A 25,824-nucleotide genomic window follows, 5' to 3' on the forward strand; every position below is an offset into this window, starting at 1 on the left:
CTCGCTTATGGCCTGCGCTTGAGAATGTAACTGTCCATGATCCAGCCGTGCCGTTCGCGTGCGTCCTGCCGCGCGGCGACGATGCGCGGCCCCAGCTCGGCTAGCGTCCCTGACATGATGGCTTGGTCTGGCATGCCGAGATAGGCACCCCACCAGATGTGAAGACCTTCCGGATCGAGCGACTGGAACGCCGTGCCGCCGTCGAGCATCACAACGACTGTATCGACGCCCTCTGGCCAGCCGCCTTCGCGCAGGCGCCGCCCCGTCGTGACCAAGAAGGGCTCCCCGATGTCATTGAGCGGCAGCGCATGGGCCGCGCACAGCGCCTGGATCGAGGTGATGCCGGGCACGACCTCGATCTCAGGCAGCGGATTGAGCCGCCGCGCGATGCGTAGCGAGGAATCGTAGAGCGAGGGATCGCCCCAGATCAGAAGTGCGACCTTGCCCTCTCCGCCGATATGGTCAGCGATCGCCTGCGACCAGGCCGCGGCCACCGCATCGTGCCAATCGTCCACGCCCTTGCGATAATCCGCTTCGCCCGCGTCGCGCACCGGAAGATCGAATTCGGCGATGCGCGTGTTTTTGCTCGTCAGCACATCGGCGCAGATGGTCCGCCTGAGATCGGCGAGATCGGATTTTGCCGTCCCTTTGCGCGGGATGAGCACGAGATCAGCGGCATTGATCGCTTGAACCGCGGCGCGCGTCAGCTGCTCCGGATCGCCGCAACCAATACCGATCAGGGAAAGCGTCATCATGACGATCCGCCCTCCGCGAGCGCGCCGAACATGATGACGGCGGCCGTGGAGGCAGCGCCGCCCCGCGCCACCTGCTCGGCGAGCTCGGCAATCGTCGTGCGGACCAGCCGCTCGTCGGCACGGCCGAGGGATTCCGCGAACAGCGCCGGAGTGCCCGGTGAGAGACCGTGCTCGATCAGTTTGGCGACGAGCGCCGGAAACGTCCGCCGGCCCATATAGACCACCGTCGTCGCGTCGGCATCGGCCAGCGCCGTCCAGTTTAGATTTGGCGGCAGTTCGCCGGTGACATCGGCGCCGGTGACGAATTGCACCCGGCGCGAGGTGTGGCGACGCGTCAGCGGGATGCCGGCCTGCGCGGCGGCGACGCAGGCCGAGGTGACGCCGGGAATGATCTCGTAGGCGATGCCGGCTTCGCGCAGCGTCTCGAGCTCTTCCTCGAGCCGGCCAAAGATACCGGCATCGCCCGACTTCAGCCGCACGACCCGCGCGCCCGTCGTGGCGTAGTCGACCAAGAGGCGGTTGACGTGGTGCTGCTTTGTCGAGGGACGCCCTGCCCGTTTCCCGACAGCGACGAGATTGGCACCGGGCCGGGCGAGATCGAGGATCGCACCTGAGGCGAGATCGTCATACAGCACGACGTCTGCCTCGCGCAGCCGCGCGGCGCCCTTGAGGGTGAGAAGCTCGGGATCGCCGGGGCCGGCGGAGACGAAGGAGACAAAACCGCTCACCGGTCCTCCGCGATCAGATGGAAGAACGTGCCGGTGGCGTGCCCGCGCCGCGAGCCGGTCTCGGCGATGACCGCGCCCGTTGCATCGTGCACGACCGCCAGCGGCGTATCGGGCTGCGCGACGATGGTCGAATAGTGAAACTCATGCCCGCGCAGGCGTGCGCCGGTCGCGTGTCCCGGCATCGGCGCAGCCAACCTGGCGAGACGATAGCCCAGATGCATGCGACGCCTGGCAAAGCTGGTCTCGAGGCCAAGCAGGCCCGTCATCTCGTGCCTGATACCGTCGGCGTCGATCAAAGCTGTGCCCAGCACCATATACCCCCCGCATTCGCCGTGCACAGGTCGCCTCTCGGCAAAGGCGCGCAGGCCGCTGCGGAAGCGCGCATTCGCGGCGATCCCGCCGGCATGAAGCTCCGGATAGCCGCCGGGCAGCCAGCACACATCGGCGCTTGCATCGGGCGTCTCATCGGCCAGCGGCGAGAATGTCGAGATCTCCGCGCCGGCCGCACGCCAGGCTTCCAGCATATGAGGATAGACGAAGGAAAACGCAGCGTCGCGGGCCAACGCGATGCGCTGGCCGGGCGGCGTCACGTTCAGGCCGTTCGACGCAGCTTGCGGCGACCATGTCGCGGCCGCCCGCAGCACCGCGTCGAGATCGACATGCTCGGCGATAAAGCGCGCGGCCTCGTCGATCAGCTTGCCGATCTCGGCCTGCTCCTCGGCCTGCACCAGACCGAGATGCCGCTTCGGCAGGCTGATCTCGGCATGGCGCGGCAGCGCGCCGAACACGGCAATGCCGGCGTCATTGAGCGCACGCCGCACCAGGTCTTCGTGGCGTGGGCTGGCGACGCGGTTGAGCACGACCCCGGCAAGGCGTACGCCGGCGCGATAATCACGCAGGCCCGCGGCGATGGCCGCTGCCGTCTGCGCCTGCCCGGAGGGATCGATCACCAGAACCACCGGCCAGCCCAGCATCTCTGCAATGTCGGCGGTCGCACCGGTGCCGGAGACACCGCGCGCGGCGACGCCATCGAACAGGCCCATCGAGCCCTCGGCCAGCACGATATCGGCATCCGTACCGCGGCTGATGAGATGCGCGATCGTCGCGCGATCCATCGCCCAGCTGTCGACATTGACCGAAGCGCGCCCCGTGGCCGCGGCATGGAAGGCAGGATCGATATAGTCGGGGCCGCTCTTGAAGCACTGCACGTTCAAGCCGCGATTGCGCCAGGCGCGCGCGAGCGCCAGCGTCAGCGTGGTCTTGCCGACGCCCGAGGCCGGCGCGGAGATGACGAGGCCTGCCGGCATCACGATGCCTCCGGAAAACGCGGCTCGGCACCAACAGGCCGGTAGCGGCGATCGTAGTCGGCGGCATAGAGTCGGCTCTCGTCGAAATCCGTAGCGTCCAGCGATTTGCCGACCAGGATCAGCGCGGTGCGCTCCATTTCGCTGCCCACAGCCGCATCGAGAGTGCCGAGCGTCGCGCGAACGATGCGCTGGTCTGGCCAGCTCGCGCGCCAGACGATGGCAACCGGGCAGTCCGCGCCATAGTGCGGCGTGAGCTCGGCGACGACCTTGTCGAGCAAATGGATCGACAGATGGATGGCGAGCACCGCGCCGGTCGCGGCGAATGCCGCGAGCTTCTCGCCTTCTGGCATCGCGCTGGCGCGGCCCGGCGTGCGCGTCAGCACAACTGTTTGCGCAAGGCCGGGCAATGTCAGCTCGGCCTCAAGCGCGGCCGCTGCCGCGGAGAAGGATGGCACGCCCGGCGTCACCGTGAAGCGAATGTCGAGCGCGCGCAGGCGGCGAAGCTGCTCGCCCATCGCCGACCAGACCGAGACATCGCCGGAATGCAGCCGCGCGACGTCCTTGCCCTCGGCATGCGCGGCGGCAATCTCCGCGATGATTTCGTCAAGCGACAGCGGCGCGGTGTTGACGATGCGCGCACCCGGCGGACAATGCGCCAACACGCCTTCGGGCACCAACGATCCCGCATAGAGACAGACCGGGCAAGCGGCGATCAAATCGCGCCCGCGCAAGGTCAGCAAGTCAGGTGCGCCGGGCCCGGCGCCGATGAAATGCACCGTCATGGGCCATCTCCTTCGGCGATTGCCGCGGTCGCGGTGCGATCCTGCGAGACCACACGCGTCGCGATGATCCGCGCACGAGCGCCGGCTGCTGCAAGCGCCGCCGCTTCGGCAACGGAGCCGGTGCAGTACTTTCCGACGACGAGCTCCGACTGCGTCGGCGTGTCGATCCGCGCGAGTTCATCGGCCGATACCGCCCTGATCGGCACGCCGCACTCGCGCGCGAGCTGCTGCAGCGCCTCCGCATCGGCCTTGTCGCTGACCGTAGCAACGGCCCCAAGGCCCTCCGGACCGCCGGCAGCTGCAAGCGCCTCTCGCAACGAGGCGAGCGTCACGTCTTTTCTGAATCCGAGCCCGGCGACCTTCATCGGACCACACTCCACTGCACCACCGGCCGCACCGGCTCCCACGAGCGGTAACGGCCGAGCGGGGCGGCATGCGCGATCTCCACCCGAAGCAGATCGCCGCCGTGCTGCCGATGCAATTCGGCGAGCAATCCTTCCGTCTCCAGCGTCACGGAATGCGCGACCAGTCGCGCGCCCGGCGACAGGCGCGACCAGATCGCATCGAACATCGCACGATCGAGGCCGCCACCGATGAAGACCGCGTCAGGCAAATCCAACGTCGCCAGCGCTTCCGGCGCTTGTCCTGTGACGACAATGATCCGGTGCGCCGACCCGAACGCCGCCGCATTGCTGTGGATGTTCGCAGCGCGATCCTCGCGCGCCTCGACCGCGATCGCAGTTCCCCCGCAGAGCGCCCACTCTACCGAGATCGAGCCCGAACCGGCACCGATATCCCACAACCGTTCGCCCGGACGCGGCGCGAGTGCCGAGAGCGCGAGCGCGCGCACCGGCCGCTTGGTGATCTGGCCGTCATGAACGAAGAGATCGTCCGGCAATCCGGAGCTTCGGGGAATACCCTGGCCTCCCCGCGCCTGCACCGCCACCGCAACCAGCTTCCCGGCAATATCCTGAGCAAACAGATCGGCGCGGTGCTGATCAATATATTCGCGCGGCCCGCCAAGCGCCTCGAGAGTCCACACGAGGGAGGCACCCCATCCGCGCTGCGTCAGCCATTTGGCGAGATCGCCGGCGGCCTTCCCGTCGCGCAGCAGGCAAATGATGCGCGCATCTTGCGCCAGATGGGGGACGAGACGCTCGAATGGTGCGGCATGGAGGCCAAGGCATGTGGTTGCTTCGAGCCGCCAGCCAAGCCGCCCCGCAGCGAGTGAGAAGGCCGATGGCGCGGGATACGCGATCCACTCGCCGCCACCCAGCTTCTCGGCAAGACCTGCACCGGCGCCGTGCCAGAACGGATCGCCGGAGGCGAGCACCGCCGTCGGTCGTCCGCGGCAGCTCAACACGATTTCAGCATCGAACGGGACGGGCCACGCCCGGCCACGGCTTCCGACGTCTGCAAGCGCGAGATGCCGCTCGCCGCCGAAGACGGTTTCCGCATTGGCGAGCGCCTTTCGGCTTGCGTCCGACAGCCCGGCAAGGCCATCTTCGCCGATACCGATGATGGTCAGCCAGGGATCAGACATGATGCGCGCCCTCATTCTGGGCGGAATTGCCGACGCGAACGTGCTCGCCGTGGAGATCGCGCGCGCAGGCATCGATGCCGTCTATTCCTATGGCGGCCGTACCCGCGCTCCTGCCGATCAACCGCTGCCGACGCGTAGCGGCGGCTTCGGCGGCGTGAGCGGGCTTGCCGATACCATCAGGCGCGACGGCATCACGCATGTGATCGACGCGACTCATCCTTTTGCGGTCGAGATGAGCCGCAACGCGATCGAGGCCTGCGCCCAAACCGGCACGCCGCTGATCGCGCTGGAGCGCGCGCCTTGGACAAAGGCGCCCGGCGATAGCTGGATCGACGCGGCTGATGTCGACGCAGCGGCCGCCGCGCTGTCCGAAGCGCCCGCGAACGTGTTCCTCGCCATTGGCCGCCAGCACATCGCGCCGTTCGCAAGCAGGCCGCAACATGCCTACACGCTGCGGTTCGTCGATCCGCCTGAAGGGGCGCTGCCCTTCGCCGCCGATGTCATCGTTTCGCGCGGGCCGTTCACGCTCGACGGCGAACTGGAGATGCTGCGCGCGCGCAAGATCGCCTGGATCGTGGCCCGCAATTCCGGCGGCGACGGCGCGCGCGCCAAGATCGATGCTGCTCGCCTGCTCGGCCTGCCAGTGATCATGATCTCCCGGCCAGAGCTGCCCGAAAGGCCGCGCGTGGAGAGCGTCACTGAGGTGATGCAGTGGCTCGGTCATCGGACCTGCCTCGGTGCGTAAACCCAACGACCGACGCGGCGCGTCTGCGAATTGCCGACGATCACCAGCGTGCGCATGTCGGCCATCTCGGGCGCCGCTTCGTTCAGCCTCACGCTGACGATCTTCTCGTCGGCAGCGCTGACGGCACGGGCGAAGATCACGAGCCGTTCGCCGCAGCCGGCTTCCTTCAATACCGCAAGCGCGCGGCCAAATCCCTCCGGCCGGCTCGCCGAACGTGGATTGTACATCGCAATCGAAAAATCCGCTTCCGCCGCGAGCCGCAGGCGCTTCTCGATCACCGCCCACGGCTTGAGATTGTCGGAGAGATTGATGGCGCAGAAGTCATGGCCGAGCGGCGCACCGGCGCGCGCGGCGGCGGCCAGCATCGCGGTGATGCCAGGCAGCACGCGGATCGGCAGGTCCTGAAGATGCGGCGCCTGTTCGAGCGCCTCGAACACGGCCGACGCCATGGCGAAGACGCCGGGATCGCCGGAAGAGACGACCACAACCTGCCCGCCTTCGGCGGCTAGGCGCAGCGCCTCACGCGCGCGCTGCAACTCCTCGCGATTGTCGGACGGATGCAGCGTGAGTTCCGGCCGCGGCGCGATGCGTGCCACATAAGGCGCATAGCCCAGGATATCGGTCGCAGCGGCCAACGCGACGGAAACCTCCGGCGTCACCAGCGCCTCGCTACCCGGGCCGAGGCCCGCGATGGTCAGCGTGCCCGTCATTCGGCAGCGCCCGGATGCCGGCCCTTGCCGTGAACCAGCACGATCGCAAAATAGGGACAATCGGCGGCATCGATCTCGGCGAGCCGCGCCACGCGCTCGCCCGGCATGGTGCCGCGCTCGACCAGCCAGGCATCGTCGAGCCGGTCTGCGGATGCGAGCGCGCGGCGCACTTTTGCGAGATTGCGGCCGGTCTTCATGACGACGAGCGCATCGGAATCGCGCATGCGGCGTTCGAGCTCGGCTTCGGGAAGCGTGCCCATCAGCACCGTCGTGACGTCGTCGCCGAGCGCGATCGGCTGGCCGACGCCGTTCCAGCAGCCGACCATGCCGGGAATGCCGGCGATCACCTCGATCTCGACGCGACCCTGCAGGCGCGCGTGCAGATGCATGAAGGAGCCGTAGAAATAGGGATCGCCCTCGCACAGCACGACGACATCGACGGCGCGCGACAGCCGCGCCAGCCGCTCGGCCCATTCGTCGTAGAAGCCTGACAGCAGCTGGACGTAGTCGGCACTGTCAAACGCGATCTCCGTCGTCACCGGATATTCCATGGGATATTCGGTGACATCGGCGGCCAGCATGCCCTCGACGATGCGCCGCGCCTGACCGGGCCTGCCCTTCTTGCGGAAATAGGCAACGTGCTTGGCGCCTCGCACGGTTCGATCGGCGCGCACGCTCATTAGATCGGGATCACCGGGGCCGAGACCGCAGCAGATAATGCGTCCCATGACTATTCGCTCCGGCTCGCGAGCGCGTTCACGGCGGCCACCGTGATCGCGGAGCCGCCGAGGCGGCCTTCGACGGCCAGCGCCGGCACCGGCGGATCGGCCATCAGCGCCGCCTTGGATTCTGCCGCACCGACGAAGCCGACCGGGCAGCCGATGATCGCCGCAGGCCGCGGACAGTTTTGGTCCTCCAGCATGTTGAGCAGGTGAAACAGCGCCGTTGGAGCATTGCCGATCGCAACGATCGCGCCATCGAGGTGCGGACGCCACAGCTCCAATGCGGCGGCGGAGCGCGTGTTGCGCATGGACTGCGCCAGCGCGGGCACCGTCTCGTCGCCGAGCGTGCAGATAACGGCATTGGCTGCGGGCAATCTCGCCCGCGTAATTCCCTCCGAGACCATGCGCGCGTCGCACAGGATGGGTGCGCCCTTCTGTAGCGCTGCGCGTGCAGCGGTCGCCATGCCGGGCGTAAAGCGGATGTGCGCCTCCAGGCCGACCATGCCGGCGGCATGGATCATCCGCACCACCACCTGCTCCTCGTCAGGCGTGAAGCGCGCAAGATCAGCCTCGGCGCGGATGGTCGCAAAGGATTGCCGGTAGATCGCCGCGCCATCGGTCTCGTAACGATGCGGCATCAGTTCCCTCCCATCAGGATGGAGGGATCGCGAACAACGTCCTCGCGATCGAGTCCGCGCAGAACGGGCTCGTCGCGGGTCGAGCCGCCGCGCACGAGATCGAATCCTTGAGCGGTCGCGACCAGCGTGATCGCCGCCGCGCCGGAATGGGCGCAGCCCTTCGCGCAGCCGGAGACGTGAAGCTGCGCAGCCGCGCCGATGTTGTGCGCCAGCGCCGCGGCCAGCGCGCGGGTGTCGGCATGGGCCTCGCGACAGCGCGGCGCGCCGCTGCAGGCGATGACGCGCAGCGCCGGGTCGTAGGGTTCGGTGATCAGGCCGGGCGCCGACGGCATCGTCCGCTTGCCCTCGCTCAACACCATCCGCCACGGCGTCATCCGCAGCACGTGCCCGCAACCGGAGAGTTGGTTGAGCATCGCATGCGAGAACTGACCGAAGGCGACGCCGACCATCGCCCCTTGCGGATAAAGGCCGGGACGCGCGGCGGCCATGATGGGCGCAGGCTCCGTCTCGCCGCGCAGCGCCGCAGGCAAGTTTGCGCCGGCGGCCAGATGCGTCGCCATCCGCCCCCGTCCATCGCTGACAGCGGACGCGGCGAACCAGCGCGCGATGGCAAGCGCAGTCGCGACAGCTTCGCCGCGTGCAACGCTGCGGCCGAGCCTGGCGCCCTCTGCCCGCACGAGGAGACCGCCGGCAGAGTCACGCTCGATCCGCACATCGGCGGAATTGCCGGCAAGCACGCGCGACTTGCCGTCATCGATGGCGAAGCCGAATTTCACAGGCAGCTCCAGCATGCTGTCCGCCAGCGCCTCTTCGAGCTCGGCGGCGAGTGCCTGTGTCTCGTCGCCGTCACGCCAGAACGGCGTGACCAGGACGTTGCGCCGGGCTTCGGTGCCGGCATCCGGATCGAGAAGGCTCAGTTGCGCGAGCCCGTCGAGCAGCAGCCGATGGCTGTTCTCGCTGACGCCCCTGATCTGCAGATTGGCGCGGCTGGTCACATCGATGAGCCCGTTGCCGTGACGCTCGGCGAGATCAGCAAGTCCGGCAGCCTGCGCCGCGTCGAGCCGCCCGCCGAACGGACGGACGCGGACCACGAGCCCGTCGCCGGATGGCATCGGCCTGATAGCGCCGGGGCACCAGCCCTTAACCGAAGCCGCGCTCATGATGCCTCCTTCAGCGCGGCCGCAATCGAATTGCGGCGCGTTCGCCAGAGCGAAGCTTCGTGCAGGCGGGTGAAGCAGGTTTCCATCGCGGCGAGCGCCGCCTGGTTTTCCCGGGCCATGAAGGCACGGACGTCAGCATCGCCGAGCGTCGCGTCATAGTAGAGATCGAACAAATGCGGCGGCACGGCATCTGCCAGATGAGCGAAGGCGGCCATGTGCTCCAGCGTCGCCGATATCTCGGCAGCCCCGCGAAAACCATGGCGCATCATGCCGGCGATCCAGGCCGGGTTGGCGGCGCGGGCACGGACGACGCGTGAGATCTCCTCGGTCAGCGTGCGCGCATGCGGCTCGTCGGGTCGCGTCGTGTCGAGGTGATAGAGCGATGGCTGCGCTGCGCCAAGATGTGCCGCAGCGGCGGCAACGCCGGCTTCGTGTGCGGCATAGTCGGCAGCGAGCAGGAGATCGGTTTCCGGCAGGTCCTGGGCATGGACAAACGCATCTGCGGATGCGAGCCGCTGCTCGATACCGGCGCGATCGGGCTTGATTTCGCCATCGGCTGTGAATGCCCAGGATGAGGCCGACAGCCAGGCCTCACCCGCGGCATCGCGCGTCTCCGGCGTGAAGACATCTGATATCGCCCCGACGCCATATTGTCCGGGCCGCGGCGCGAACACGCGCGAGGCGCGGTGACGATAGGGATTCTCGTCGCCCTCCTCGCGCGCAGCGAGGGCTTCAGTGCCCGCCTCGAACAATTGGGCAAGGCCTGCGAAGACATCGCGGAACAGGCCCGAGACACGCAGCGTCACGTCGATGCGGGGACGGCCGAGCTCGGCCGGCGCGATGATGTCGTATCCGACGATACGGCCGGAAGCATGATCCCAGCGCGGCGCGAGGCCGGCCAGATGCAGCGCCATCGCAAACTCCTCGCCCGCGGTGCGCATGGTCGCGGAGCCCCAGAGATCGACGACGAGGCCCTTCGGCCAGTCACCGTGATCCTGCAAATGGCGGCGCAGCAGCTCTTCGGCGAGCTTGATGCCTTGCGCATGCGCCGACGGCGTCGGCACTGCGCGCGGATCGACGGCGAACAGATTGCGTCCCGTCGGCAGCACGTCCTGCCGTCCGCGATAGGGTGACCCTGACGGACCCGGGGCGACGCGCCGGCCGGCAAGCGCGGCGCGCAGCGCGTCGCGCTCGGCATCGCCGCAGGCGCCACGGCCGAACACATGCAGACCATCGCCAAACTGGCTTTCCTTGAGATCGCAGACGAACCGATCGATCCGCGGAATGGCTTCGGCCGGAGCTGCCGTTGCTTCCAGGCCGAGATCGTCTTCGAGGCCCGCGGTGCGCGCTTCGTCGCGGATTGCAGCGATCAAGCGCTCGCGGCGGGCGGGATCGAGACCGTCGGCCGTCGAATATTCGTCGAGCAGCCGTTCGAGACGGCGCAGGCCTTCCGGCACCGCAGATGTTTCGAGCGGCGGCGGCAGATGGCCGATGGTGACAGCGCCGGTGCGCCGCTTGGCCTGTGCGGCCTCGCCGGGATCGTTGACGATGAAGGGATAGATTACGGGCAGATCGCCAGTCAGCACCTCAGGCCAGCAGCTTGAGGACAGCGCCACGGACTTTCCGGGCAGCCATTCCAGCGTGCCATGGGCGCCCATGTGCACGACGGCATCACTCTCCTGCGCGCGGAGCCACAGGTAGAACGCGACATAGGCATGGCGTGGCGTGCGAGCGAGATCGTGATAGTCGGCATCGCGCGCGGCCGCCTCACCGCGCTCGGGCTGAACCGCGATCATAGATCGGCCGGATTGGATTGCAGCGAAGTGAAACACGCCGTCGCGGCAGCTCGGGTCACTCTCTGGCGCGCCCCAGGCCTGCGCGAGATCGTTCTGCAGTGATTGCGGCAGCCAGGAGAGTGCGGCACGGTATTCGGCGACACTCCACGTCAAGGTCCGCGTCAGCAATCTCCCGTCCAGATCTTGAACCGGTGCAATCTCGTATCCCGTCCCTGCGAGATCAGAGATAAATGCTTCGACCGACGCCAGCGCGTCGAGACCAACCGCGTGCGCGGTCTGGTGCGGACGGCCCGGATAGTTCGAGAGCACGATGGCCAGCCGCTTTTCGGACGCCGGCTTCTCCGCGAGGCGATGCCAGGCCGCAGCGCGGGCGGCGACGGCCTTCACGCGCTCTTCATCCGGCCTGTGAGCCAGATGCGAAAATTGCAGATCGGGATCGCGCGCGGCCGCCGATTTGAAGCTCACCACGCCCGCGAACAGGCGGCCATCGACCTCGGGTAGAACCACATGCATCGCGAGATCGCCGGGCGACAGGCCGCGCAGCGACTCCGCCCAGCCTTCGCGGCGCGCCGACGAAAGCGCGACCTGGAACACGGGACACGGCGCGGCATCGAACGGCGTGGTGCCGTCGTCACCCATTGCCGAAAACGCCGTCGCATTGACGATCGCTGCGGGAGGATTCTTGCCGAGATGCGCCCGCAACCAGTCGGCGACGCCGGCGCCTTTCAGCGAGGTGGCGAACGCGCCATGCGTGTCAAAGCCCTTCTCGCGCAGCGCCGCAATCAACGCATCGACCGGGCCGGTGTCCGCGGCAGTGAGATAGGAGCGATAGAACGTCACCAGCGCGGACGGCTTTCCCTCGTTCGGTATTGGCGCGGCGATCACGCCACGCGCCGGATCGTAAAAACCCATCTTGGGCACGACCATCTCACCGGTGACCGGACCGGCATAGAGCCCCGAGGCCAGCGCGAGCTGCGCAATCGCCGCTTGCGCCGCGACGGCACCGCCGGCATCGCAGAGCACCTTGAGCCGGCGTAGCGTCGAGACCGGTAAGGTCGAATAGGCATCCAGCCTGATGTCGTCGCGGCCATCGGCCGGCAGCACGGCCAGCACGATGTTGCGATCCTTGGCGAGCTGCTGGAGCGCCGCGAGCCCGTACGGCCAATAGGACTCACCGCCGATCAAGCGCACCAGGATGCCATGCGCATGCGCCAGCGTACGCTCGATATAGGTGTCGACAGACAGCGGATGACGCAGTTCCGCGAGATTGGCCAGCCGCAGCGACGGCAGGCTAGTGCGACCGCGCCGCCAGCCGGCAGCGAATGCGGCAAGGTCGGAATCCGAATACGAGAGCACCACGAGATCGGCCGGGTCCTGGCCGAGATCCCTTGGTGTTGCGGTCTCCTCCAGACCGCGGCTCTCGCGGAAGACGACGTGCATCAGATCGTCAATCCTGCCCTTATCGCGGCCTCATCGATATCTCCGTGCTCGCCGATCACGACGAGCTTTGACTGCCTGAGACCTGCGCCCCAGGGCTTGTCGAACTGATGCCGCACGCGCTCGCCGACCGCCTGCAGCAACAGCCGCATCGGCTTGCCCGCGACGGCGATATAGCCCTTGGCGCGTAGCACGTTCTGTTCCCGCGCAAGGCGCTGGACGGATACGACCAGTGCATCGATATCGGTGACTTCAGGAAGATCAATGACGACCGAAGCAAAATCGTCATGCTCGTGCTCCTCCTCGCCGTCATGGTGCGAGGGACGCGCGGCAAGATCGTTCTCCGCGGCAGCACCGAGACCGAGGATGACGCGCGCATCGATCGCGCCGTCGGTGATGGGCAACATCGGCACGCGCCGCGGCATCTCGGCGCTGATGGCGGCCTTGGCAGCTTCAATGCCTGCCGCGCCCGCAAGATCGGCCTTGGTCAACAGCACGATATCGGCGCATGCGATCTGATCCTCGAACACTTCGGACAGCGGCGTCTCGTGATCCAGATTCTCGTCCGCCGCGCGCTGCGCCTCGACCGCATCGGGATCGGGCGCGAACCGGCCGGCGGCGACGGCCTCGGCATCGGCCAGCGCGATCACGCCATCGACCGTGATGCGTGAGCGGATCTCCGGCCAGTCGAACGCCTTGAGCAGCGGCTTCGGGAGCGCCAGCCCGGAGGTCTCGATCAGGATGTGATCGGGCCGCACCGGGCGCGCCAGCAATTGCTCCATGGTCGGAATGAAATCGTCCGCGACTGTGCAGCAGATGCAGCCATTGGCGAGTTCGACGATGTTCTCCTCCGGGCAGTTCGCGTCCGCACAGGACTTCAGGATTTCGCCGTCGACGCCCTCGCTGCCGAACTCGTTGACGAGCACGGCGAGCTTCTTGCCGCCCGCATTGCTGAGCAGATGCTGGATCAGCGTCGTCTTGCCGGAGCCGAGGAAGCCCGTGACGACAGTGACCGGGACTTTTGCGAGCGAGTTCATTCAGCGGCCTCCGGCAACACGGCGATGGGGGGAATGCGGGCAAGCGATTGCTTGCGAAAGATTTCCGGCCGGCTGCGCCAAGGCACGAGTCCATCGGGCGCGGCGACATAGGCTGCGGCGCCCGCGACCACGTCCTGCGCATTCGCATCCGACAGCCGACCATAGACATAGGACCAGCGGCCGGGCGCGCTGAGCGCGACCGAGCAGCCCTGGCTGCATGCAGACAGACATTCGACGGGAACCACGCTGACGCCCTCGGGCACGCCGGCTTCCAGAATCGCCCCATGCAGGCGCTTGCCGGGCGTGACCTCGCCCTCGCCCAGCGTCTGGCCGGCGCGGCAGGTGATGCAGACATGAAGTGTGACGGTCATCGCCTCTTCCAGATTATTCAGCGGGAGGCGAAGAGGCGCACGGACCCTGACTTGCGAGGCCGCTTCCCCGTCGCGGAACACCCCGTCCGCCGGTCCAAAACTCGTCCGCGCTGGCAGGTCTCCCGGCTTGCGGAGCAGGGTCTTTGCCCTTCGATCCCCGCCTTCCCGATCCCAGGGGATCAGTGGCTTCGGGCATCTCTCCGGTCACGGTCGCGGGGGCGGCTGCATTTTGGACCCCAATCTTGCCGATTCGGCCCCTATCGCATTCCCTCTTCGCCTGTCGTAGGACAGGAACCAACGCTGGGCCACCATTTGCCGGTGGCCGCCTCTTGTCAAGCCGAAGGACTCTCGTCCCATGACGCCTGAACCGGATATCCAAACGGCCGACGAAGCCGACGCCAAGACTGACGCAAAGCACGCCGCCAAAATGGCGAAGATCAAGGTCGCCCGCGACAAGATCATGGCGACCAAGAGTGGCGAAAAGGGCCTCATCATCGTCCACACCGGCGCCGGCAAGGGCAAATCCTCCTCGGCTTTCGGCATGATCGTGCGTTGCGTCGCCCATGGCTTGCCCTGCGCCGTCGTGCAGTTCATCAAGGGCGCCTGGGATACCGGGGAGCGGCGGCTGCTCACCGGCCATTTCGGCGAGCTCTGCCAGTTCCACGCGATGGGCGAAGGCTTCACCTGGGAGACACAGGATCGCGCCCGCGACATCGCGGCGGCACGCGCCGGATGGGAGAAGGCCAAGGCGCTGATCGCCGATGAGCGGCTGCGCATGGTCGTGCTCGACGAGATCAACATCGCGCTGCGCTACGACTATCTCGACATCGCCGAGGTGGTCGATTTCCTCAAGACCGCGAAGCCGCCGATGACGCATGTCGTGCTCACCGGGCGCAACGCCAAGGACGAGCTGATCGAGATCGCCGATCTCGTCACCGAGATGACGCTGGTCAAGCACCCTTTCCGCTCCGGCATCAAGGCGCAGGCCGGCGTCGAGTTCTAAACGCAATGGCACGCGTGCTGATGATCCAGGGGGCCGGCTCGGACGTGGGCAAATCGCTCATCGTCGCCGGCCTTGCGCGCGCCTTCACGCGGCGGGGCTTACGCGTGCTCCCCTTCAAGCCGCAGAACATGTCGAACAATGCTGCCGTCACGGTCGATGGCGGCGAGATCGGCCGTGCGCAGGCGCTGCAGGCGCTCGCCGCCGGCGTCGAGCCGCACACCGACATGAACCCGGTGCTGCTCAAGCCGGAGACCGACGTCGGCGCGCAGGTCATCGTGCAGGGCAAACGCATCGCGACCGCGCGGGCGCGCGACTATGCGGCGATGAAGCCATCGCTGATGGGCGCCGTGCTGGAGAGCTTTGAGCGGCTGAGGGCACGCGCTGATCTGGTACTGGTCGAAGGCGCCGGCAGCCCGGCCGAGGTGAATCTGCGCAAGGCCGACATCGCCAATATGGGCTTTGCGCGCAAGGCCGACGTGCCGGTCGTGCTGGTCGGCGATATCGACCGCGGCGGCGTCATCGCCCAGCTCGTCGGCATCAAGACGGTGATCGATCCTGACGATGCCGCGATGATCCATGGGTTTATCATCAACAAGTTCCGCGGCGACCCCACGCTATTCGATGATGGCTACAAGCTGATCGCGCAGAAAACCGCGTGGCGCGGGTTCGGCGTGCTGCCCTGGTTCGCACGCGCCGGCGAATTGCCGGCCGAGGACGCGCTGGGCCTGAGTGATGCGCGCAAGCCCGGCCGATGCAAGATCGCCTGTCTCGCACTGTCACGGATCGCCAATTTCGACGATCTCGATCCCCTCAAGCTCGAGCCGGGTGTCGATCTTATGATGGTGCGTCCGGGCGAAGCGATCCCGGGCGATGTCAGGCTCGTCATCATCCCAGGCTCAAAATCCACCCGCGGCGATCTCGCCTTCCTGCGCGCACAGGGCTGGGACATCGACCTGCTCGCACATCATCGCAGGGGCGGCCATGTGCTCGGCCTCTGCGGCGGCTATCAGATGCTGGGCCGCAGCGTCGCCGACCCCGAAGGCATCGAAGGTCCCGCGGGCGAAGCGCCGGGCCTCGGGCTGCTCGATGTCAAAACGGTGATGAGCCCGCAGAAGACGTTGACGCGTGTCGCGGCCGTGCATGCGGCGACCGAGCAGCCGATCGCGGCTTACGAAATCCACATCGGCAGCACCGATGGGCCCGATCGCGCCCGCCCGTTCGCAACACTGAACGGCGAGCCGGAGGGCGCGATCTCGATTGATGGCCGCGTGCAGGGCAGCTATCTGCACGGCCTGTTCACGTCGGACGAGTTTCGCAGGGCGTATCTGGCGAAGCTCGGCATTCCCCCGGGCGACGAGCCCTATCACGCGAGGGTCGAAAGCGCGCTGGATGCCCTCGCCGATCACATCGAACAACATCTCGACGTCGAAGGCCTGCTCGCGCTAGCGCGCTAGGACCTCGGCGAGACGCTCCCATTCGGTCTCAGGGCCGGGAAGCCCGAGGCGCAGCCATGTTGGATTGTCGGCAAAGGCACGCGACCAGATATGGCCACGTGCAAGCTTGTGCTGCGCGGCGCCTACGTCGGCCGTTTCGTAGAGACGAAAGAGCGGCGCGCCGCCGACCAGCCGCCAGCCCTGCCCTTGCACCATTTCATCGAGACGCGCGCAATCCCGCACAAGCCGCGCTGACGTCGCCTTGGCCCAAGCCTCATCCCGCAAGGCACGGCAGCCGATCGAAATCGCCGCGCCCGATACCGGCCACGGGCCGCATACCCCCGCCAGTTCGATGATGTCGAGCTCATGGCCGATCGCAAAGCCGAGCCGCAGGCCGGCGAGGCCATAGAACTTGCCGAAGGAGCGCAGGATCAGCAGCCCCGGCTGACCGGCGTCGGAGGCGAGCGAGAGTTCGGGAACAGCATCGGCAAAACTCTCGTCGACCACGAGGCGACCGACGCGCGGCAGCAGCGCAAGCAGATCCTTCCGCGTATGAGAGCGGCCATCGGGATTGTTGGGATTGACGACGATGGCAAGATCCGCCCCCGCCAGCGCGTCGAGCTCCCCGACCTCCTCGACCTCCCATCTTGCAGCCGAGAAAACCGAAGCATATTCGTTGTAGGTCGGCCCGAGGATGCGGGCACCGCTGCCCTTGATCACGTACGGCAACATTTGAATGGCTGCCTGCGCTCCGGCCATGGCGACAACAGGCGCAGTTGTCCGATAGGCCTGCTGGGCCGCCTGATGCAAGCTCTCGATCTGGAATCGCAGAGGTAAGGACCGCCAATAGTGCGGGGAGATGTCGCCCACGGGATAGGGCAGCCGGTTGATTCCGGTCGACAGATCGATCCAGTCTTCCGTACGCCCGCCAAAACGCTGCTGGGCCAGATCGAGATTTCCACCGTGCTCGCGCATGCGTCCGTTCTTTCACGCGAAAACCAGGACCGCAAGTAGGCCGGCGAGCAGCAGCATGGCGCGACGGTAGACCGCCAGCCCTTCGGAGATATCTGCGGCATGCGGATCGCGCGCGCTTGCGTTGAGCCAAGGCTCGTCGGTCGCGCTGCCGTGATAGATGCGAGGCCCGCTGAGCCGCACGCCGAGCGCGCCGGCCATCGCCGCTTCCGGCCAGCCGGCATTGGGCGAACGATGGCGGCGTGCATCGCGCGTCATGCACGACAGCGCCTCCGATCGCCGCGGCGCCAGCAGCACGAACAGGAATCCGGTCAGCCGCGCCGGAATGAAGTTGGCGACATCGTCGATGCGCGCTGCGGCCCAGCCAAAAGCCTCGTGGCGTTCATTGCGATGGCCGATCATGGAGTCCAGCGTGTTGATCGCCTTGTAGCCGAGGATGCCCGGCAAGCCGAACAGCGCGCCCCAGAACACCGGCGCCACGATTCCATCCGAGGCATTTTCGGCAAGGCTCTCGATCGCCGCACGCGCGATGCCGGCTTCATCGAGCGCTGTGGGATCGCGGCCGACGATGCGCGAGACCGCTTCGCGCGCACGGGCGAGGTCGCCGGCCAGCAGAGGAGTTGCGACATCAGCGACATGATCATGCAGCGAGCGCAGCGCCACCAGCGGCCAGGCCAGGACGCCGACCAGCACGATTTGGATCCAGCCCGAGGGGAACAAAGATTGAAGCATCCAGCCGGACGCAACAGAAAGCGCGATCACCGACAGCGCGCCGGCGACCCCAGCCGCACGGCGAAGCGCCGGCGGATCGCCGGCGCGATTCCAGCCGCGATCGATGGCACCGATCAGCCGCCCCAGCCAGGTCACGGGATGGCCGATCCGCTCAAAAAGCGGTGACGGCCAGCCCATCAGGGCATCCACCGCCATCGCCACCACCATCGCGCCCGCAAAGCCCACACAAGCCTCCTGTTTCGCCCCTGTTGCGCAAAGCCAGGGCTGAGCGCAAGCCCCCGGTGACCTGATTTCGGCTTTGTCTTTGGCCGCGATTGGTGATTAGTCAGGCCCACAGGAGATTTTGATGGCCGTCATCTTGATCACGGGCGGAGCGCGATCGGGCAAGAGCGTCCGCGCGGAATCGCTTGCGCGCAGCTTTCCGGCCCAGCCGCCGATCTACATCGCCACGGCCGAGGCGCTCGATGCCGAGATGGAAGCACGCATAGCTGGGCATCGCGCGCGACGCGGACCCGGCTGGATCGAGCGCGAGGCGCCGCTCGACCTCGTGGCCGCGCTCATCGCAAGCGATGGCGGCGGCGCAAGGCTGGTGGATTGTCTGACGCTGTGGCTCTCCAACCTCATGCATGCGGAGCGCGATTGGGAGCGCGAGGTGAGCGAGCTCGCCGCCGCCCTGCCCCGTCTCAAGAGCCCCGTCATCTTTGTCACCAACGAGGTCGGACTTGGCATCGTGCCGGACAACGCATTGGCGCGCAGCTTTCGCGATGCCGCCGGCATCATGAACCAGACAATTGCTGATGTCGCGGATAAGGTCGAGTTCGTGGTTGCCGGCCTGCCGATGAAGCTGAAATGACGCCGCGCGCCGACATCCTGAAAGACGTCGTCGCTGATCTCAGGATCGCTGCGTCCTTCGTCACGATCATGCCGGTGGCCTCGTCGAAGCCCTCAGGCGACGGCGCCATCGCACGCGCAACCTGGGCGTTGCCGGTCGCGGGACTGCTGGTGGGGCTTGCGGGCGCACTGGCCTACAAGATCGCGATCCGCCTTGGCTTCGCGCCCAACCTCGCCGCTTTGCTCACACTGGCAACGACAGCCCTCATCACCGGCGCGTTGCATGAGGATGGGCTCGCAGACACCGCCGATGGCCTCGGCGGCGGGCGCACGCGCGAGTGCAAGCTGGAGATCATGCGCGACAGCCGGATCGGCACGTATGGCGTCTGCGCGCTGATCCTGTCGTTCGGCTTGCGCTGGAGCGCGCTGGTCGCGATCGCCAGTCCGTGGGGCGTGATGCTCGCATTGATCGCGGCACATGCCGCCTCACGCGCGGGCGTGCCGGCCTTCATGTCGCTGGTGCCCCCGGCGCGACGCGACGGACTTGCGGCCAGTGCTGGCGCGCCGCCGGGCGGCAGTGTCGCCATCGCCTTCGCTATTGGAACGCTCGCGCTTGCCCTTGCGCTCGGGCCTGCCAAGGCGCTGGTCGGCCTGGTCCTGCTGTCTATTGCGGGGCTGACGCTGGCGCGGCTCACCATCCGTCAGATCGGCGGACAAACCGGCGACATTCTCGGCGCATTCGAGCAATTCGGCGAGATCCTGATCCTGCTGGTCGCCGCAGCCCTCCTTCACACGGGAGGATGAAGTCATGGTCGAATTCGATGACGCGTTCCGCCGGCAATTGCGCGAGCTGTTCGTGTGGCGCCGCGACGTGCGCCACTTTCGCACCGAAGCGCTGCCCGACGGCACCGTGGAGCGGCTGATCGAGACAGCCTGCCTGTCGCCCTCGGTCGGCCTGAGCCAGCCGTGGCGCTTTGTCATGGTCGATGATGCCGCGCGGCGCCTTGCCGTGATCGATGACTTCAAAGCCTGCAACGCCGACGCGCTCAATTGCTATTCCGGCGAGCGCGCCAGCCGCTATGCCGCGCTCAAGCTCTCGGGCCTCGAACAGGCACCTCACCACCTCGCCATCTTCGCCGACAAGGCCAGCGACATCGGCCATGGTCTTGGCCGCGCCACCATGCCGGAGACCACGGAATATTCCGTGGTCGCGGCCATCACGGCCATGTGGCTCGCCGCGCGCGCCGAAGGAATCGGGATTGGCTGGGTCTCGATCCTCAGTCCGGAGCGCATCCACGACGTGCTCGACGTGCCCGCCTCCTGGAAATTCATCGCCTATCTCTGCCTGGGCTATCCCGAGACCGAGTGCGACCAGCCCGAGCTCGAGCGGGCGAAGTGGGAGCACCGGCGAGGTGCTGATGAATTCACGCTAAAGCGGTAGTCGGTCGCCCGTGCTATCCTCGTCACTGCGAGCGACGCGCAGCAATCCAGGATCTTGCTGCGGCAGCGCTTCACGCGGCGTCGATGAGGGTGCTGGACAATATGCTCGCACCAGCCCAGGAACGTACGGCTACAAACACTGAAATCAGGAATCACAGGAGCCGCCCGTGCGCGCAAGATGCCTCGCCATTCTCCTCATGCTGCTCGCGCCTGCCGCTCACGCCGAAGGGGCGTTCCCGTCGACCTTCCAGGTCAAGACCATCCCGGCCAACGGCACGCAAATTCACGTGCGCGTCGGCGGCAAGGGACCCGCCGTGATCCTGATCCATGGATTTGGCGATACCGGGGACATGTGGGACAAGCTCGGCGCGGAGCTTGCGCGCGATCATACCGTGGTCGTGCCTGACCTCCGCGGCATGGGGCTCTCGGCAAGGCCCGAGAGCGGCTACGACAAATGGACCCAGGCGGCCGACATGCGTGGCGTTTTGCAAACGCTCGGCATCGAGAAAGCCGTCGTCGTCGGACACGATATCGGCACCATGGTGGCCTACGCCTATGCGGCGCGATACCGCGACCTGACCGAAAAGCTCATCGTCATGGATGCCCCGGTGCCTGGCGTGCCGCCGTGGGACGAGATCGTGCGCAGCCCGCAGCTTTGGCACTTCGATTTCGGCGGCCCCGATATGGAGCGGCTGGTCAAGGGGCGCGAGCGCATCTATCTCGACCGCTTCTGGAACGAGTTCGCGGGCACGCCCGCGAAGGTCTCGGAAGCGACGCGCCGTCACTACGCAGAGCTCTATGCGCGGCCGGGCGCCATGCATGGCGCCTTCGCGCAATTCAGGGCGATCCGCACCGACGCCGAGGACAACAAGAAGGCGATCGTGACCAAGCTGACCATGCCCGTGCTGGCCGTCGGCGGCGAGAAATCCTTCGGCAAGATGGAAGCCGTCGTGATGCGGAACGCAGCGACCGACGCCACCGAGGTAGTGATTCCCGGCGCCGGGCACTGGCTGATGGAGGAAGACCCGGCGGCGACCATCAAGGCGGTCCGCGCCTTCCTCGACGGCAAGAAATAAGCCGACAAGCCGGGCTGACGCACCTCAGCCTGGCTTTTCCCCTGGCGAGAACTCGCGTATCCACTTCGTGAAAGATCGCAGCGGGAGGAATTCACATGGCGATGGAGCTCAAGGGCGCGCGGGGCGAAGGCTTTGCGACGATTGCGGCGGACGGCCGCGTGCTGGATTCCTGGTTTCTTCAGCCGACCCTGGTTGCAGAAGCCGGCAAAACGGCAACGGTCCGGCTCACCAACGACGAGATCGTCAAATCGTTGGGTTCGTCAGCCGACGGATATGCGCGGCACGACGACATCCGCAATGTCGACATCGTTCCCATCAGTACGGACATTGGCTCCCTCGCATCCGCGCCGACGGACGTGCACGACGCCTATTTGCGCCTCCATCTGCTGAGCCACCGGCTGGTCCAGCCGAATGGCCTGAACCTTGACGGCATATTCGGTCTCTTGCCCAACATTGCCTGGACGACACTTGGCCCGTGTGAACCCACGCGTGTCGCGGACGTGCGGCTGCTGGCGCGAAAGCGCGGTCTCGCGTTTGAAGTGGCGGGCATCGATAAGTTTCCGCGCATGACCGATTATGTGACGCCTGCGGATATAAGAATTGCGGATGCCGATCGCGTCAGGCTCGGCGCCCATCTGGCACCGGGCACGACGGTCATGCATGAAGGCTTTTGCAATTTCAATGCGGGCACGCTTGGTCCCTGCATGGTCGAGGGGCGGATCAGCGCCGGCGTGGTGGTGGGGAACGGCAGCGACATTGGCGGTGGCGCGTCGATCATGGGGACCCTCTCGGGAGGCGGGAAAGAGAGGATTGCGGTCGGTGAGCGCTGCCTGATCGGAGCCAACGCCGGCATCGGCATTTCATTGGGTGACGATTGCATCGTCGAAGCCGGCTGCTACATCACGGCAGGCGCGCGCATCCTGTTGGAAGATGGCCGGGTCGTGAAAGCCAAGGAACTCTCGGGCGAGAAGGGCCTGCTCTTCCGTCGCAATTCGCAGAGCGGCGCTCTCGAGGCAACAAGACGCAAAGGCAATTGGGGCGGCCTCAACGCGCAGCTTCACGGCTAGGCAGGCCCGTGGCTCGTATGACGGGTTGAGCCCCCTGCGAAACCCATCGCACTTGTTTCGTGGTCATCTCGGCCCATGACTGCGCACCGCCGCACCGTCCTTCCCGGCGGATGCTTTGTGCACAGCGTCTCGGGAGAGAGACCGTTGCTCCAGACTCGAGATCGATGCCATCGTCGCGCGCCTCTATGTCCGCCTCTGGGCCCGTGGCTGACCTCAGCCTAGAGCTTTCTATCGAGAGCGAGGTTTCATTGGGTGAAACGCCGTCAGCAATGTTTGGCAACAATACTTTTACCAACCAGAACGATAGTCCAATCATTGGATGCAACCGGACAGCGTGGGTGATAAACTTCTAGGAGAGACACCCGAAATTGCACGTACGCCGGAATGGGAATTGGAATGTTCAGTGCGTCGACTTTTGCGAGAGCTATGGCTTCGCTCGACCGCATTGGAACATCAAAACATCTCCGGATCGCGCCTTTAGATGTGTTCGGCACACATCGCGCGTCCCATTGGACAGAGAATTGCTGCTGGTTGATCGCCCCTTTGGCGTGCGGTTTCGCGGTGTTTTCTTGACAAGCGCAATCAGGTTCAGCTTCGCCGATCAGCTAACTGTTTCGCGCGATCGTCCCGCAGGTTTCGACTACATGCGAATTACGCTGGCGGCCGCGATTATCTGCCTGCATGGCGCGAACGTCACCCTTGGGTTCGATCGGGCCATGGAAATAGTAGGCCATTTTCGCATGGTAAATGCCATGCTTCTTGCCCTTTTCTTCGCCTTGAGCGGGTTTCTGGTGACCGCCAGCTTGTTGAGGTGCAAGAGCCTGATTTCATTTATCGGCCTGCGCGTGCTTCGCATTGTGCCCGCGCTCGTGGTGGAGACGATGCTGGCGGCCATCATCATCGGCCCGATCTTCACGGCGATACCCTTGGGCCAGTACTTCGCGGACTCGAAATTCCATGTCTATTTTCTCAACATCGTCGGCGACGTCCACTTTGAACTCCCGGGCGTATTTCTTCACAATCCGGCGCCCAATGTTGTGAATGCTCAGCTTTGGACCGTGCCGTATGAGCTGTGGTGCTACGCCGCCCTGGCGCTTCTTGCCGCGACCACGATTTGCTTTAACAGGGTGCTATACCTGGGTTTTCTGGTGCTCGCCCAGGTCGGCCTCGTCTGCTACGATGTCTACCATGGTGACTCGCTGTTCATTCACCTTCATCCGCACCTTCTTGTGTTCTGCTTCCTTTTGGGTGTGGGCTTCTACCTCTGGCGCGACAAGATACCGTTCAACCGGGCGACGTGCCTGTTCGCACTCTTGCTTTGCACTGCCGGCATGGCGGGCGGACGCGGCGACGCGCTGTTTGCCGTGCCCGTTGTCTATGTCGCGTGTTATCTGGGCGTGACGAATCCGCGGCGAAGCTGGATCGTGTCGTCCGGCGACTACTCCTACGGGATGTATCTCTATGGATTCGTCGTCCAGCAGTGCGTTGCAGCGTTCGGCCCATCGATTCAATACTGGTATCTGAACGTCCTGATCAGCCTGCCGGTTGCCTTTGGCGTCGCTGTCGCCTCCTGGCACCTCGTCGAGAAACATGCACTTCGGCTCAGAGACCAGCTCGAACGATTTGAGGCGGCGATTCTCTCGCGGATTTCAGTTATTGGGTTTTGGCGCAGGTCACCTAAGCGGATCGAGCTAGGTGCGACGATTGGTGGTAGCGCATCAGGTTGATGGCGCCGCCTGGAATTCCATCGAGCAGATAAGCAACCCGCTGCTGTTCGAGGACAAGCCGTGCCCGCCGACTAATGTAACAAGACAGTTTAGTGTTGGCGGTAATCCAGACAAACGGGAGGGCCCACGTCTACAGCCGATTTTCACCCAGAGCGGACTCTAAGCGATGCTCTGAAGCTACGCTCCAGATCCCGTATGACTATCAGGAGGACCACCAAATCGGCTCCAGTTATCGCTGTTATTTTTGTCGGGCGTCACCTTGCTGCCTTGCCGAAAGGCAAAGGCGATAAATCCCACAATCGCGAAGAGGGCAAGCAGAGGCAAAAGCCAACTTGGCATGATCTAGGCCGTGTACTCATAAACCGTCGGCGATGTCTGCTTTTCTGCGATACCCACCGCCTTTGTTCGACGGCAGCAAATGTCCCGATGAGCCAGCCCCCCGCGGACGGAGGAAGGGACAAAAGCGAAAGTTAAAAAAAAGAATGTTCGGTCCAGTATTTCTATCAAAGGTTTCTTAATCATCCGCCCGATACTCAGGGTAAACGGCCTGCCCACAGAAGCCTCCGATGCGTGGCAGACCACCAATTTCCAGCAAACAGGCGGTAATGGGCCTCATACCCGGGCCAAAACAACCTGAGCGGTGGCGGCACAAACTCATCCGCAATCTGCTCTACGGGCGCAATGTCGATCGCGCCGCGAAGGCGCGCGCGCGCGTCGGCCTTGCGATGCTGGCCTTTGCCACGGTCTATGCCCTGATCGGCGGCCGGCTCGTGATGTTCGCGATCGGCGCCGACGCGCACAGTGCGCGGCGCGCCGCGGCGCAGGAGGTGGTGGCGACCGCGCGGCCCGACATCGTCGACCGTAACGGCGCGATCCTCGCGACCGACGTCAAGGCATCCAGCCTGTTCGGCGAGCCGCGCCGCATCATCGACAAGGACGAGGCGATCGAGCTTCTGACCGCAACCGTGCCCGATCTCGACGAGGCCGAGGTGCGCGAGCGGCTGAGGACGCGCAAGGGCTTCGTCTGGCTCAAGCGCGAGATCACCGCGAAGCAGCAGCAGGACATCCACAAGCTCGGCATTCCCGGCATCGGCTTCCTGCGCGAGAACAAGCGCGTCTATCCGACCGGCAACGAGGTCGCCCACCTCATCGGTCTCGTCAACATCGACAACCAGGGCATCGCCGGCATGGAGAAGTGGCTCGACAACCAGGGCCTCGCCGATCTCCACCGCGCCGGCTTCGCCATCGACCGTCTGCAGAAGCCGGTCGAGCTGTCCGTCGATCTGCGCGTCGAGCACGCGCTGCGCGACGAGCTGCTCAAGGCCAAGGAAAAATTCCACGCCAAGGCCGCCTCCGGCCTCGTCACCAACGTCAACACCGGCGAGATCGTGGCCATGGTCTCGGTTCCGGATTTCGACCCGAACAATCCGAAGGAAGCCCACGACCCTGATCGCATCAACCGCCTGACCACAGGCGTCTACGAGATGGGCTCGACCTTCAAGGCGTTCACGCTCGCGATGGCGCTCGACACCGGCAAATACGGCCTCGATTCACTGTGGGATGCGCGCGGGCCGCTGCACTACGGCAAGTTCGCCATCCATGACGACGAGCCGAAGGGCCGCTTCCTCAACATGAAGGAGGTGTTCACCTTCTCCTCCAACGTGGGCGCGGCGCGAATTGCGCTGTCGCAGGGCGTGGAAGCGCACAAGGCGTTCCTGCGCAAGATGGGCCAGCTCGAGCGGCTCCGCACTGAGCTGCCGGAAAGCGCCTCGCCGATCGTGCCGCGGCATTGGGGCGATCTCAACACCATCA

General features: G+C 65.8%; 25 protein-coding genes and 1 riboswitch. Of the genes, 10 read left to right on the forward strand and 15 right to left on the reverse strand.

What is annotated here, in order from left to right:
• Positions 1-5: 5 nt before the first annotated feature.
• From cobF to cbiE, 6 genes are read right to left on the reverse strand one after another with little or no spacing between them, the layout of a single operon-like run.
• Positions 6-755, reverse strand: a complete 750-nt coding sequence (gene cobF / locus BM374_RS11055; RefSeq protein ID WP_092291760.1) for a precorrin-6A synthase (deacetylating) — start codon at positions 753-755, stop codon at positions 6-8.
• Positions 752-1,483 (reverse strand): uroporphyrinogen-III C-methyltransferase, encoded by a 732-nt coding sequence (cobA, locus tag BM374_RS11060; RefSeq protein ID WP_092291762.1) that lies wholly within the window; start codon positions 1,481-1,483, stop codon positions 752-754. The genes cobF and cobA overlap by 4 nt, the downstream gene beginning before the upstream one ends.
• The gene (locus BM374_RS11065; protein ID WP_092291764.1) at positions 1,480-2,790 is read right to left on the reverse strand and encodes a cobyrinic acid a,c-diamide synthase CobB; all 1,311 of its coding nucleotides are present in this window, start codon (positions 2,788-2,790) and stop codon (positions 1,480-1,482) included. The genes cobA and BM374_RS11065 overlap by 4 nt, the downstream gene beginning before the upstream one ends.
• Entirely contained in the window at positions 2,790-3,572 is a 783-nt protein-coding gene (cobM, locus tag BM374_RS11070) for a precorrin-4 C(11)-methyltransferase (RefSeq protein ID WP_092291766.1), read from the reverse strand. The genes BM374_RS11065 and cobM overlap by 1 nt, the downstream gene beginning before the upstream one ends.
• A complete protein-coding gene (locus BM374_RS11075) occupies positions 3,569-3,937 on the reverse strand; it encodes a cobalamin biosynthesis protein (protein WP_177248217.1) in 369 nt (122 codons plus the stop codon). Before BM374_RS11075 ends, cobM begins: the two co-directional genes overlap by 4 nt.
• Positions 3,934-5,115, reverse strand: a complete 1,182-nt coding sequence (cbiE, locus tag BM374_RS11080) for a precorrin-6y C5,15-methyltransferase (decarboxylating) subunit CbiE (protein ID WP_092291770.1) — start codon at positions 5,113-5,115, stop codon at positions 3,934-3,936. Before cbiE ends, BM374_RS11075 begins: the two co-directional genes overlap by 4 nt.
• Between cbiE and BM374_RS11085 the strand changes: the two genes are divergently transcribed.
• Positions 5,114-5,860, forward strand: coding sequence for a cobalt-precorrin-6A reductase (locus tag BM374_RS11085; RefSeq protein WP_092291772.1), 747 nt, complete (start codon positions 5,114-5,116; stop codon positions 5,858-5,860). The genes cbiE and BM374_RS11085 overlap by 2 nt on opposite strands.
• On the opposite strand, the gene cobJ is transcribed toward BM374_RS11085, so the two are convergent.
• From cobJ to BM374_RS11120, 7 genes are read right to left on the reverse strand one after another with little or no spacing between them, the layout of a single operon-like run.
• Positions 5,836-6,570, reverse strand: coding sequence for a precorrin-3B C(17)-methyltransferase (cobJ, locus tag BM374_RS11090; RefSeq protein ID WP_092291774.1), 735 nt, complete (start codon positions 6,568-6,570; stop codon positions 5,836-5,838). The two genes, BM374_RS11085 and cobJ, sit on opposite strands and share 25 nt — an antisense overlap.
• Complete coding sequence (locus BM374_RS11095; RefSeq protein ID WP_092291776.1) at positions 6,567-7,298, reverse strand: precorrin-2 C(20)-methyltransferase; 732 nt, start codon at positions 7,296-7,298, stop codon at positions 6,567-6,569. The genes cobJ and BM374_RS11095 overlap by 4 nt, the downstream gene beginning before the upstream one ends.
• Before the next feature lie 2 nt (positions 7,299-7,300).
• The gene (locus BM374_RS11100) at positions 7,301-7,930 is read right to left on the reverse strand and encodes a precorrin-8X methylmutase (RefSeq protein ID WP_092291778.1); all 630 of its coding nucleotides are present in this window, start codon (positions 7,928-7,930) and stop codon (positions 7,301-7,303) included.
• Entirely contained in the window at positions 7,930-9,090 is a 1,161-nt protein-coding gene (gene cobG / locus BM374_RS11105; RefSeq protein ID WP_092291780.1) for a precorrin-3B synthase, read from the reverse strand. The genes BM374_RS11100 and cobG overlap by 1 nt, the downstream gene beginning before the upstream one ends.
• Positions 9,087-12,326: a cobaltochelatase subunit CobN gene (gene cobN, locus BM374_RS11110; RefSeq protein WP_092291782.1), complete on the reverse strand. Its 3,240-nt coding sequence runs from the start codon at positions 12,324-12,326 to the stop codon at positions 9,087-9,089. The genes cobG and cobN overlap by 4 nt, the downstream gene beginning before the upstream one ends.
• Positions 12,326-13,360, reverse strand: a complete 1,035-nt coding sequence (cobW, locus tag BM374_RS11115; RefSeq protein ID WP_092291784.1) for a cobalamin biosynthesis protein CobW — start codon at positions 13,358-13,360, stop codon at positions 12,326-12,328. The genes cobN and cobW overlap by 1 nt, the downstream gene beginning before the upstream one ends.
• A complete protein-coding gene (locus BM374_RS11120; RefSeq protein ID WP_092291970.1) occupies positions 13,357-13,731 on the reverse strand; it encodes a DUF1636 family protein in 375 nt (124 codons plus the stop codon). The genes cobW and BM374_RS11120 overlap by 4 nt, the downstream gene beginning before the upstream one ends.
• 95 nt (positions 13,732-13,826) lie before the next feature.
• A riboswitch (cobalamin riboswitch) is annotated at positions 13,827-14,045 on the reverse strand.
• Between the two features lie 41 nt (positions 14,046-14,086).
• Between BM374_RS11120 and cobO the strand changes: the two genes are divergently transcribed.
• Positions 14,087-14,734: a cob(I)yrinic acid a,c-diamide adenosyltransferase gene (cobO, locus tag BM374_RS11125; protein ID WP_092291786.1), complete on the forward strand. Its 648-nt coding sequence runs from the start codon at positions 14,087-14,089 to the stop codon at positions 14,732-14,734.
• 5 nt (positions 14,735-14,739) lie between these two features.
• Positions 14,740-16,188 carry a cobyric acid synthase gene (locus BM374_RS11130; protein WP_092291788.1) on the forward strand — a complete coding sequence of 483 codons (1,449 nt, stop codon included), beginning with the start codon at positions 14,740-14,742 and terminating at the stop codon, positions 16,186-16,188.
• Here BM374_RS11130 and cobD read toward each other — a convergent pair.
• A complete protein-coding gene (cobD, locus tag BM374_RS11135) occupies positions 16,177-17,142 on the reverse strand; it encodes a threonine-phosphate decarboxylase CobD (RefSeq protein WP_092291790.1) in 966 nt (321 codons plus the stop codon). The genes BM374_RS11130 and cobD overlap by 12 nt on opposite strands.
• 12 nt (positions 17,143-17,154) lie before the next feature.
• Positions 17,155-18,096: an adenosylcobinamide-phosphate synthase CbiB gene (gene cbiB, locus BM374_RS11140; RefSeq protein WP_177248218.1), complete on the reverse strand. Its 942-nt coding sequence runs from the start codon at positions 18,094-18,096 to the stop codon at positions 17,155-17,157.
• A gap of 121 nt (positions 18,097-18,217) precedes the next feature.
• Here cbiB and cobU point away from each other — a divergent pair, with 121 nt between their 5' ends.
• From cobU to BM374_RS11175, 7 genes are all read left to right on the forward strand, one after another.
• Positions 18,218-18,724: a bifunctional adenosylcobinamide kinase/adenosylcobinamide-phosphate guanylyltransferase gene (gene cobU / locus BM374_RS11145; RefSeq protein ID WP_092291791.1), complete on the forward strand. Its 507-nt coding sequence runs from the start codon at positions 18,218-18,220 to the stop codon at positions 18,722-18,724.
• Positions 18,721-19,506 (forward strand): adenosylcobinamide-GDP ribazoletransferase, encoded by a 786-nt coding sequence (cobS, locus tag BM374_RS11150; protein ID WP_092291793.1) that lies wholly within the window; start codon positions 18,721-18,723, stop codon positions 19,504-19,506. Before cobU ends, cobS begins: the two co-directional genes overlap by 4 nt.
• A 4-nt stretch (positions 19,507-19,510) precedes the next feature.
• Entirely contained in the window at positions 19,511-20,143 is a 633-nt protein-coding gene (bluB, locus tag BM374_RS11155) for a 5,6-dimethylbenzimidazole synthase (protein WP_092291795.1), read from the forward strand.
• A gap of 196 nt (positions 20,144-20,339) precedes the next feature.
• A complete protein-coding gene (locus tag BM374_RS11160; RefSeq protein ID WP_092291797.1) occupies positions 20,340-21,218 on the forward strand; it encodes an alpha/beta fold hydrolase in 879 nt (292 codons plus the stop codon).
• Between the two features lie 95 nt (positions 21,219-21,313).
• A complete protein-coding gene (gene dapD, locus BM374_RS11165; protein ID WP_092291799.1) occupies positions 21,314-22,285 on the forward strand; it encodes a 2,3,4,5-tetrahydropyridine-2,6-dicarboxylate N-succinyltransferase in 972 nt (323 codons plus the stop codon).
• Positions 22,286-22,806: 521 nt separating this feature from the next.
• Positions 22,807-24,012: an acyltransferase family protein gene (locus BM374_RS11170; protein WP_244552571.1), complete on the forward strand. Its 1,206-nt coding sequence runs from the start codon at positions 22,807-22,809 to the stop codon at positions 24,010-24,012.
• A 605-nt stretch (positions 24,013-24,617) separates the two neighbouring features.
• The coding region (locus tag BM374_RS11175) for a peptidoglycan D,D-transpeptidase FtsI family protein (RefSeq protein ID WP_092291801.1) at positions 24,618-25,824 on the forward strand (1,207 nt) is incomplete at its 3' end.

Source organism: Bradyrhizobium sp. Ghvi (assembly GCF_900115265.1).
Classification (GTDB): domain Bacteria; phylum Pseudomonadota; class Alphaproteobacteria; order Rhizobiales; family Xanthobacteraceae; genus Bradyrhizobium.

What these genes read in the sequence shown, in the direction of transcription:
- BM374_RS11100 (WP_092291778.1), bottom strand. Translation starts at nt 7,930, where the DNA reads ATGCCGCATCGTTACGAGACCGATGGCGCGGCGATCTACCGGCAATCC.
- cobF (WP_092291760.1), bottom strand. Translation starts at nt 755, where the DNA reads ATGATGACGCTTTCCCTGATCGGTATTGGTTGCGGCGATCCGGAGCAG.
- cobM (WP_092291766.1), bottom strand. Translation starts at nt 3,572, where the DNA reads ATGACGGTGCATTTCATCGGCGCCGGGCCCGGCGCACCTGACTTGCTG.
- cobG (WP_092291780.1), bottom strand. Translation starts at nt 9,090, where the DNA reads ATGAGCGCGGCTTCGGTTAAGGGCTGGTGCCCCGGCGCTATCAGGCCG.
- BM374_RS11065 (WP_092291764.1), bottom strand. Translation starts at nt 2,790, where the DNA reads ATGCCGGCAGGCCTCGTCATCTCCGCGCCGGCCTCGGGCGTCGGCAAG.
- cobD (WP_092291790.1), bottom strand. Translation starts at nt 17,142, where the DNA reads ATGCGCGAGCACGGTGGAAATCTCGATCTGGCCCAGCAGCGTTTTGGC.
- cobS (WP_092291793.1), top strand. Translation starts at nt 18,721, where the DNA reads ATGACGCCGCGCGCCGACATCCTGAAAGACGTCGTCGCTGATCTCAGG.
- cobU (WP_092291791.1), top strand. Translation starts at nt 18,218, where the DNA reads ATGGCCGTCATCTTGATCACGGGCGGAGCGCGATCGGGCAAGAGCGTC.
- BM374_RS11075 (WP_177248217.1), bottom strand. Translation starts at nt 3,937, where the DNA reads ATGAAGGTCGCCGGGCTCGGATTCAGAAAAGACGTGACGCTCGCCTCG.
- bluB (WP_092291795.1), top strand. Translation starts at nt 19,511, where the DNA reads ATGGTCGAATTCGATGACGCGTTCCGCCGGCAATTGCGCGAGCTGTTC.
- BM374_RS11095 (WP_092291776.1), bottom strand. Translation starts at nt 7,298, where the DNA reads ATGGGACGCATTATCTGCTGCGGTCTCGGCCCCGGTGATCCCGATCTA.
- cobJ (WP_092291774.1), bottom strand. Translation starts at nt 6,570, where the DNA reads ATGACGGGCACGCTGACCATCGCGGGCCTCGGCCCGGGTAGCGAGGCG.
- cbiE (WP_092291770.1), bottom strand. Translation starts at nt 5,115, where the DNA reads ATGTCTGATCCCTGGCTGACCATCATCGGTATCGGCGAAGATGGCCTT.
- cobN (WP_092291782.1), bottom strand. Translation starts at nt 12,326, where the DNA reads ATGCACGTCGTCTTCCGCGAGAGCCGCGGTCTGGAGGAGACCGCAACA.
- cobW (WP_092291784.1), bottom strand. Translation starts at nt 13,360, where the DNA reads ATGAACTCGCTCGCAAAAGTCCCGGTCACTGTCGTCACGGGCTTCCTC.
- BM374_RS11130 (WP_092291788.1), top strand. Translation starts at nt 14,740, where the DNA reads ATGGCACGCGTGCTGATGATCCAGGGGGCCGGCTCGGACGTGGGCAAA.
- cobO (WP_092291786.1), top strand. Translation starts at nt 14,087, where the DNA reads ATGACGCCTGAACCGGATATCCAAACGGCCGACGAAGCCGACGCCAAG.
- dapD (WP_092291799.1), top strand. Translation starts at nt 21,314, where the DNA reads ATGGCGATGGAGCTCAAGGGCGCGCGGGGCGAAGGCTTTGCGACGATT.
- BM374_RS11160 (WP_092291797.1), top strand. Translation starts at nt 20,340, where the DNA reads ATGCTGCTCGCGCCTGCCGCTCACGCCGAAGGGGCGTTCCCGTCGACC.
- BM374_RS11120 (WP_092291970.1), bottom strand. Translation starts at nt 13,731, where the DNA reads ATGACCGTCACACTTCATGTCTGCATCACCTGCCGCGCCGGCCAGACG.
- BM374_RS11085 (WP_092291772.1), top strand. Translation starts at nt 5,114, where the DNA reads ATGATGCGCGCCCTCATTCTGGGCGGAATTGCCGACGCGAACGTGCTC.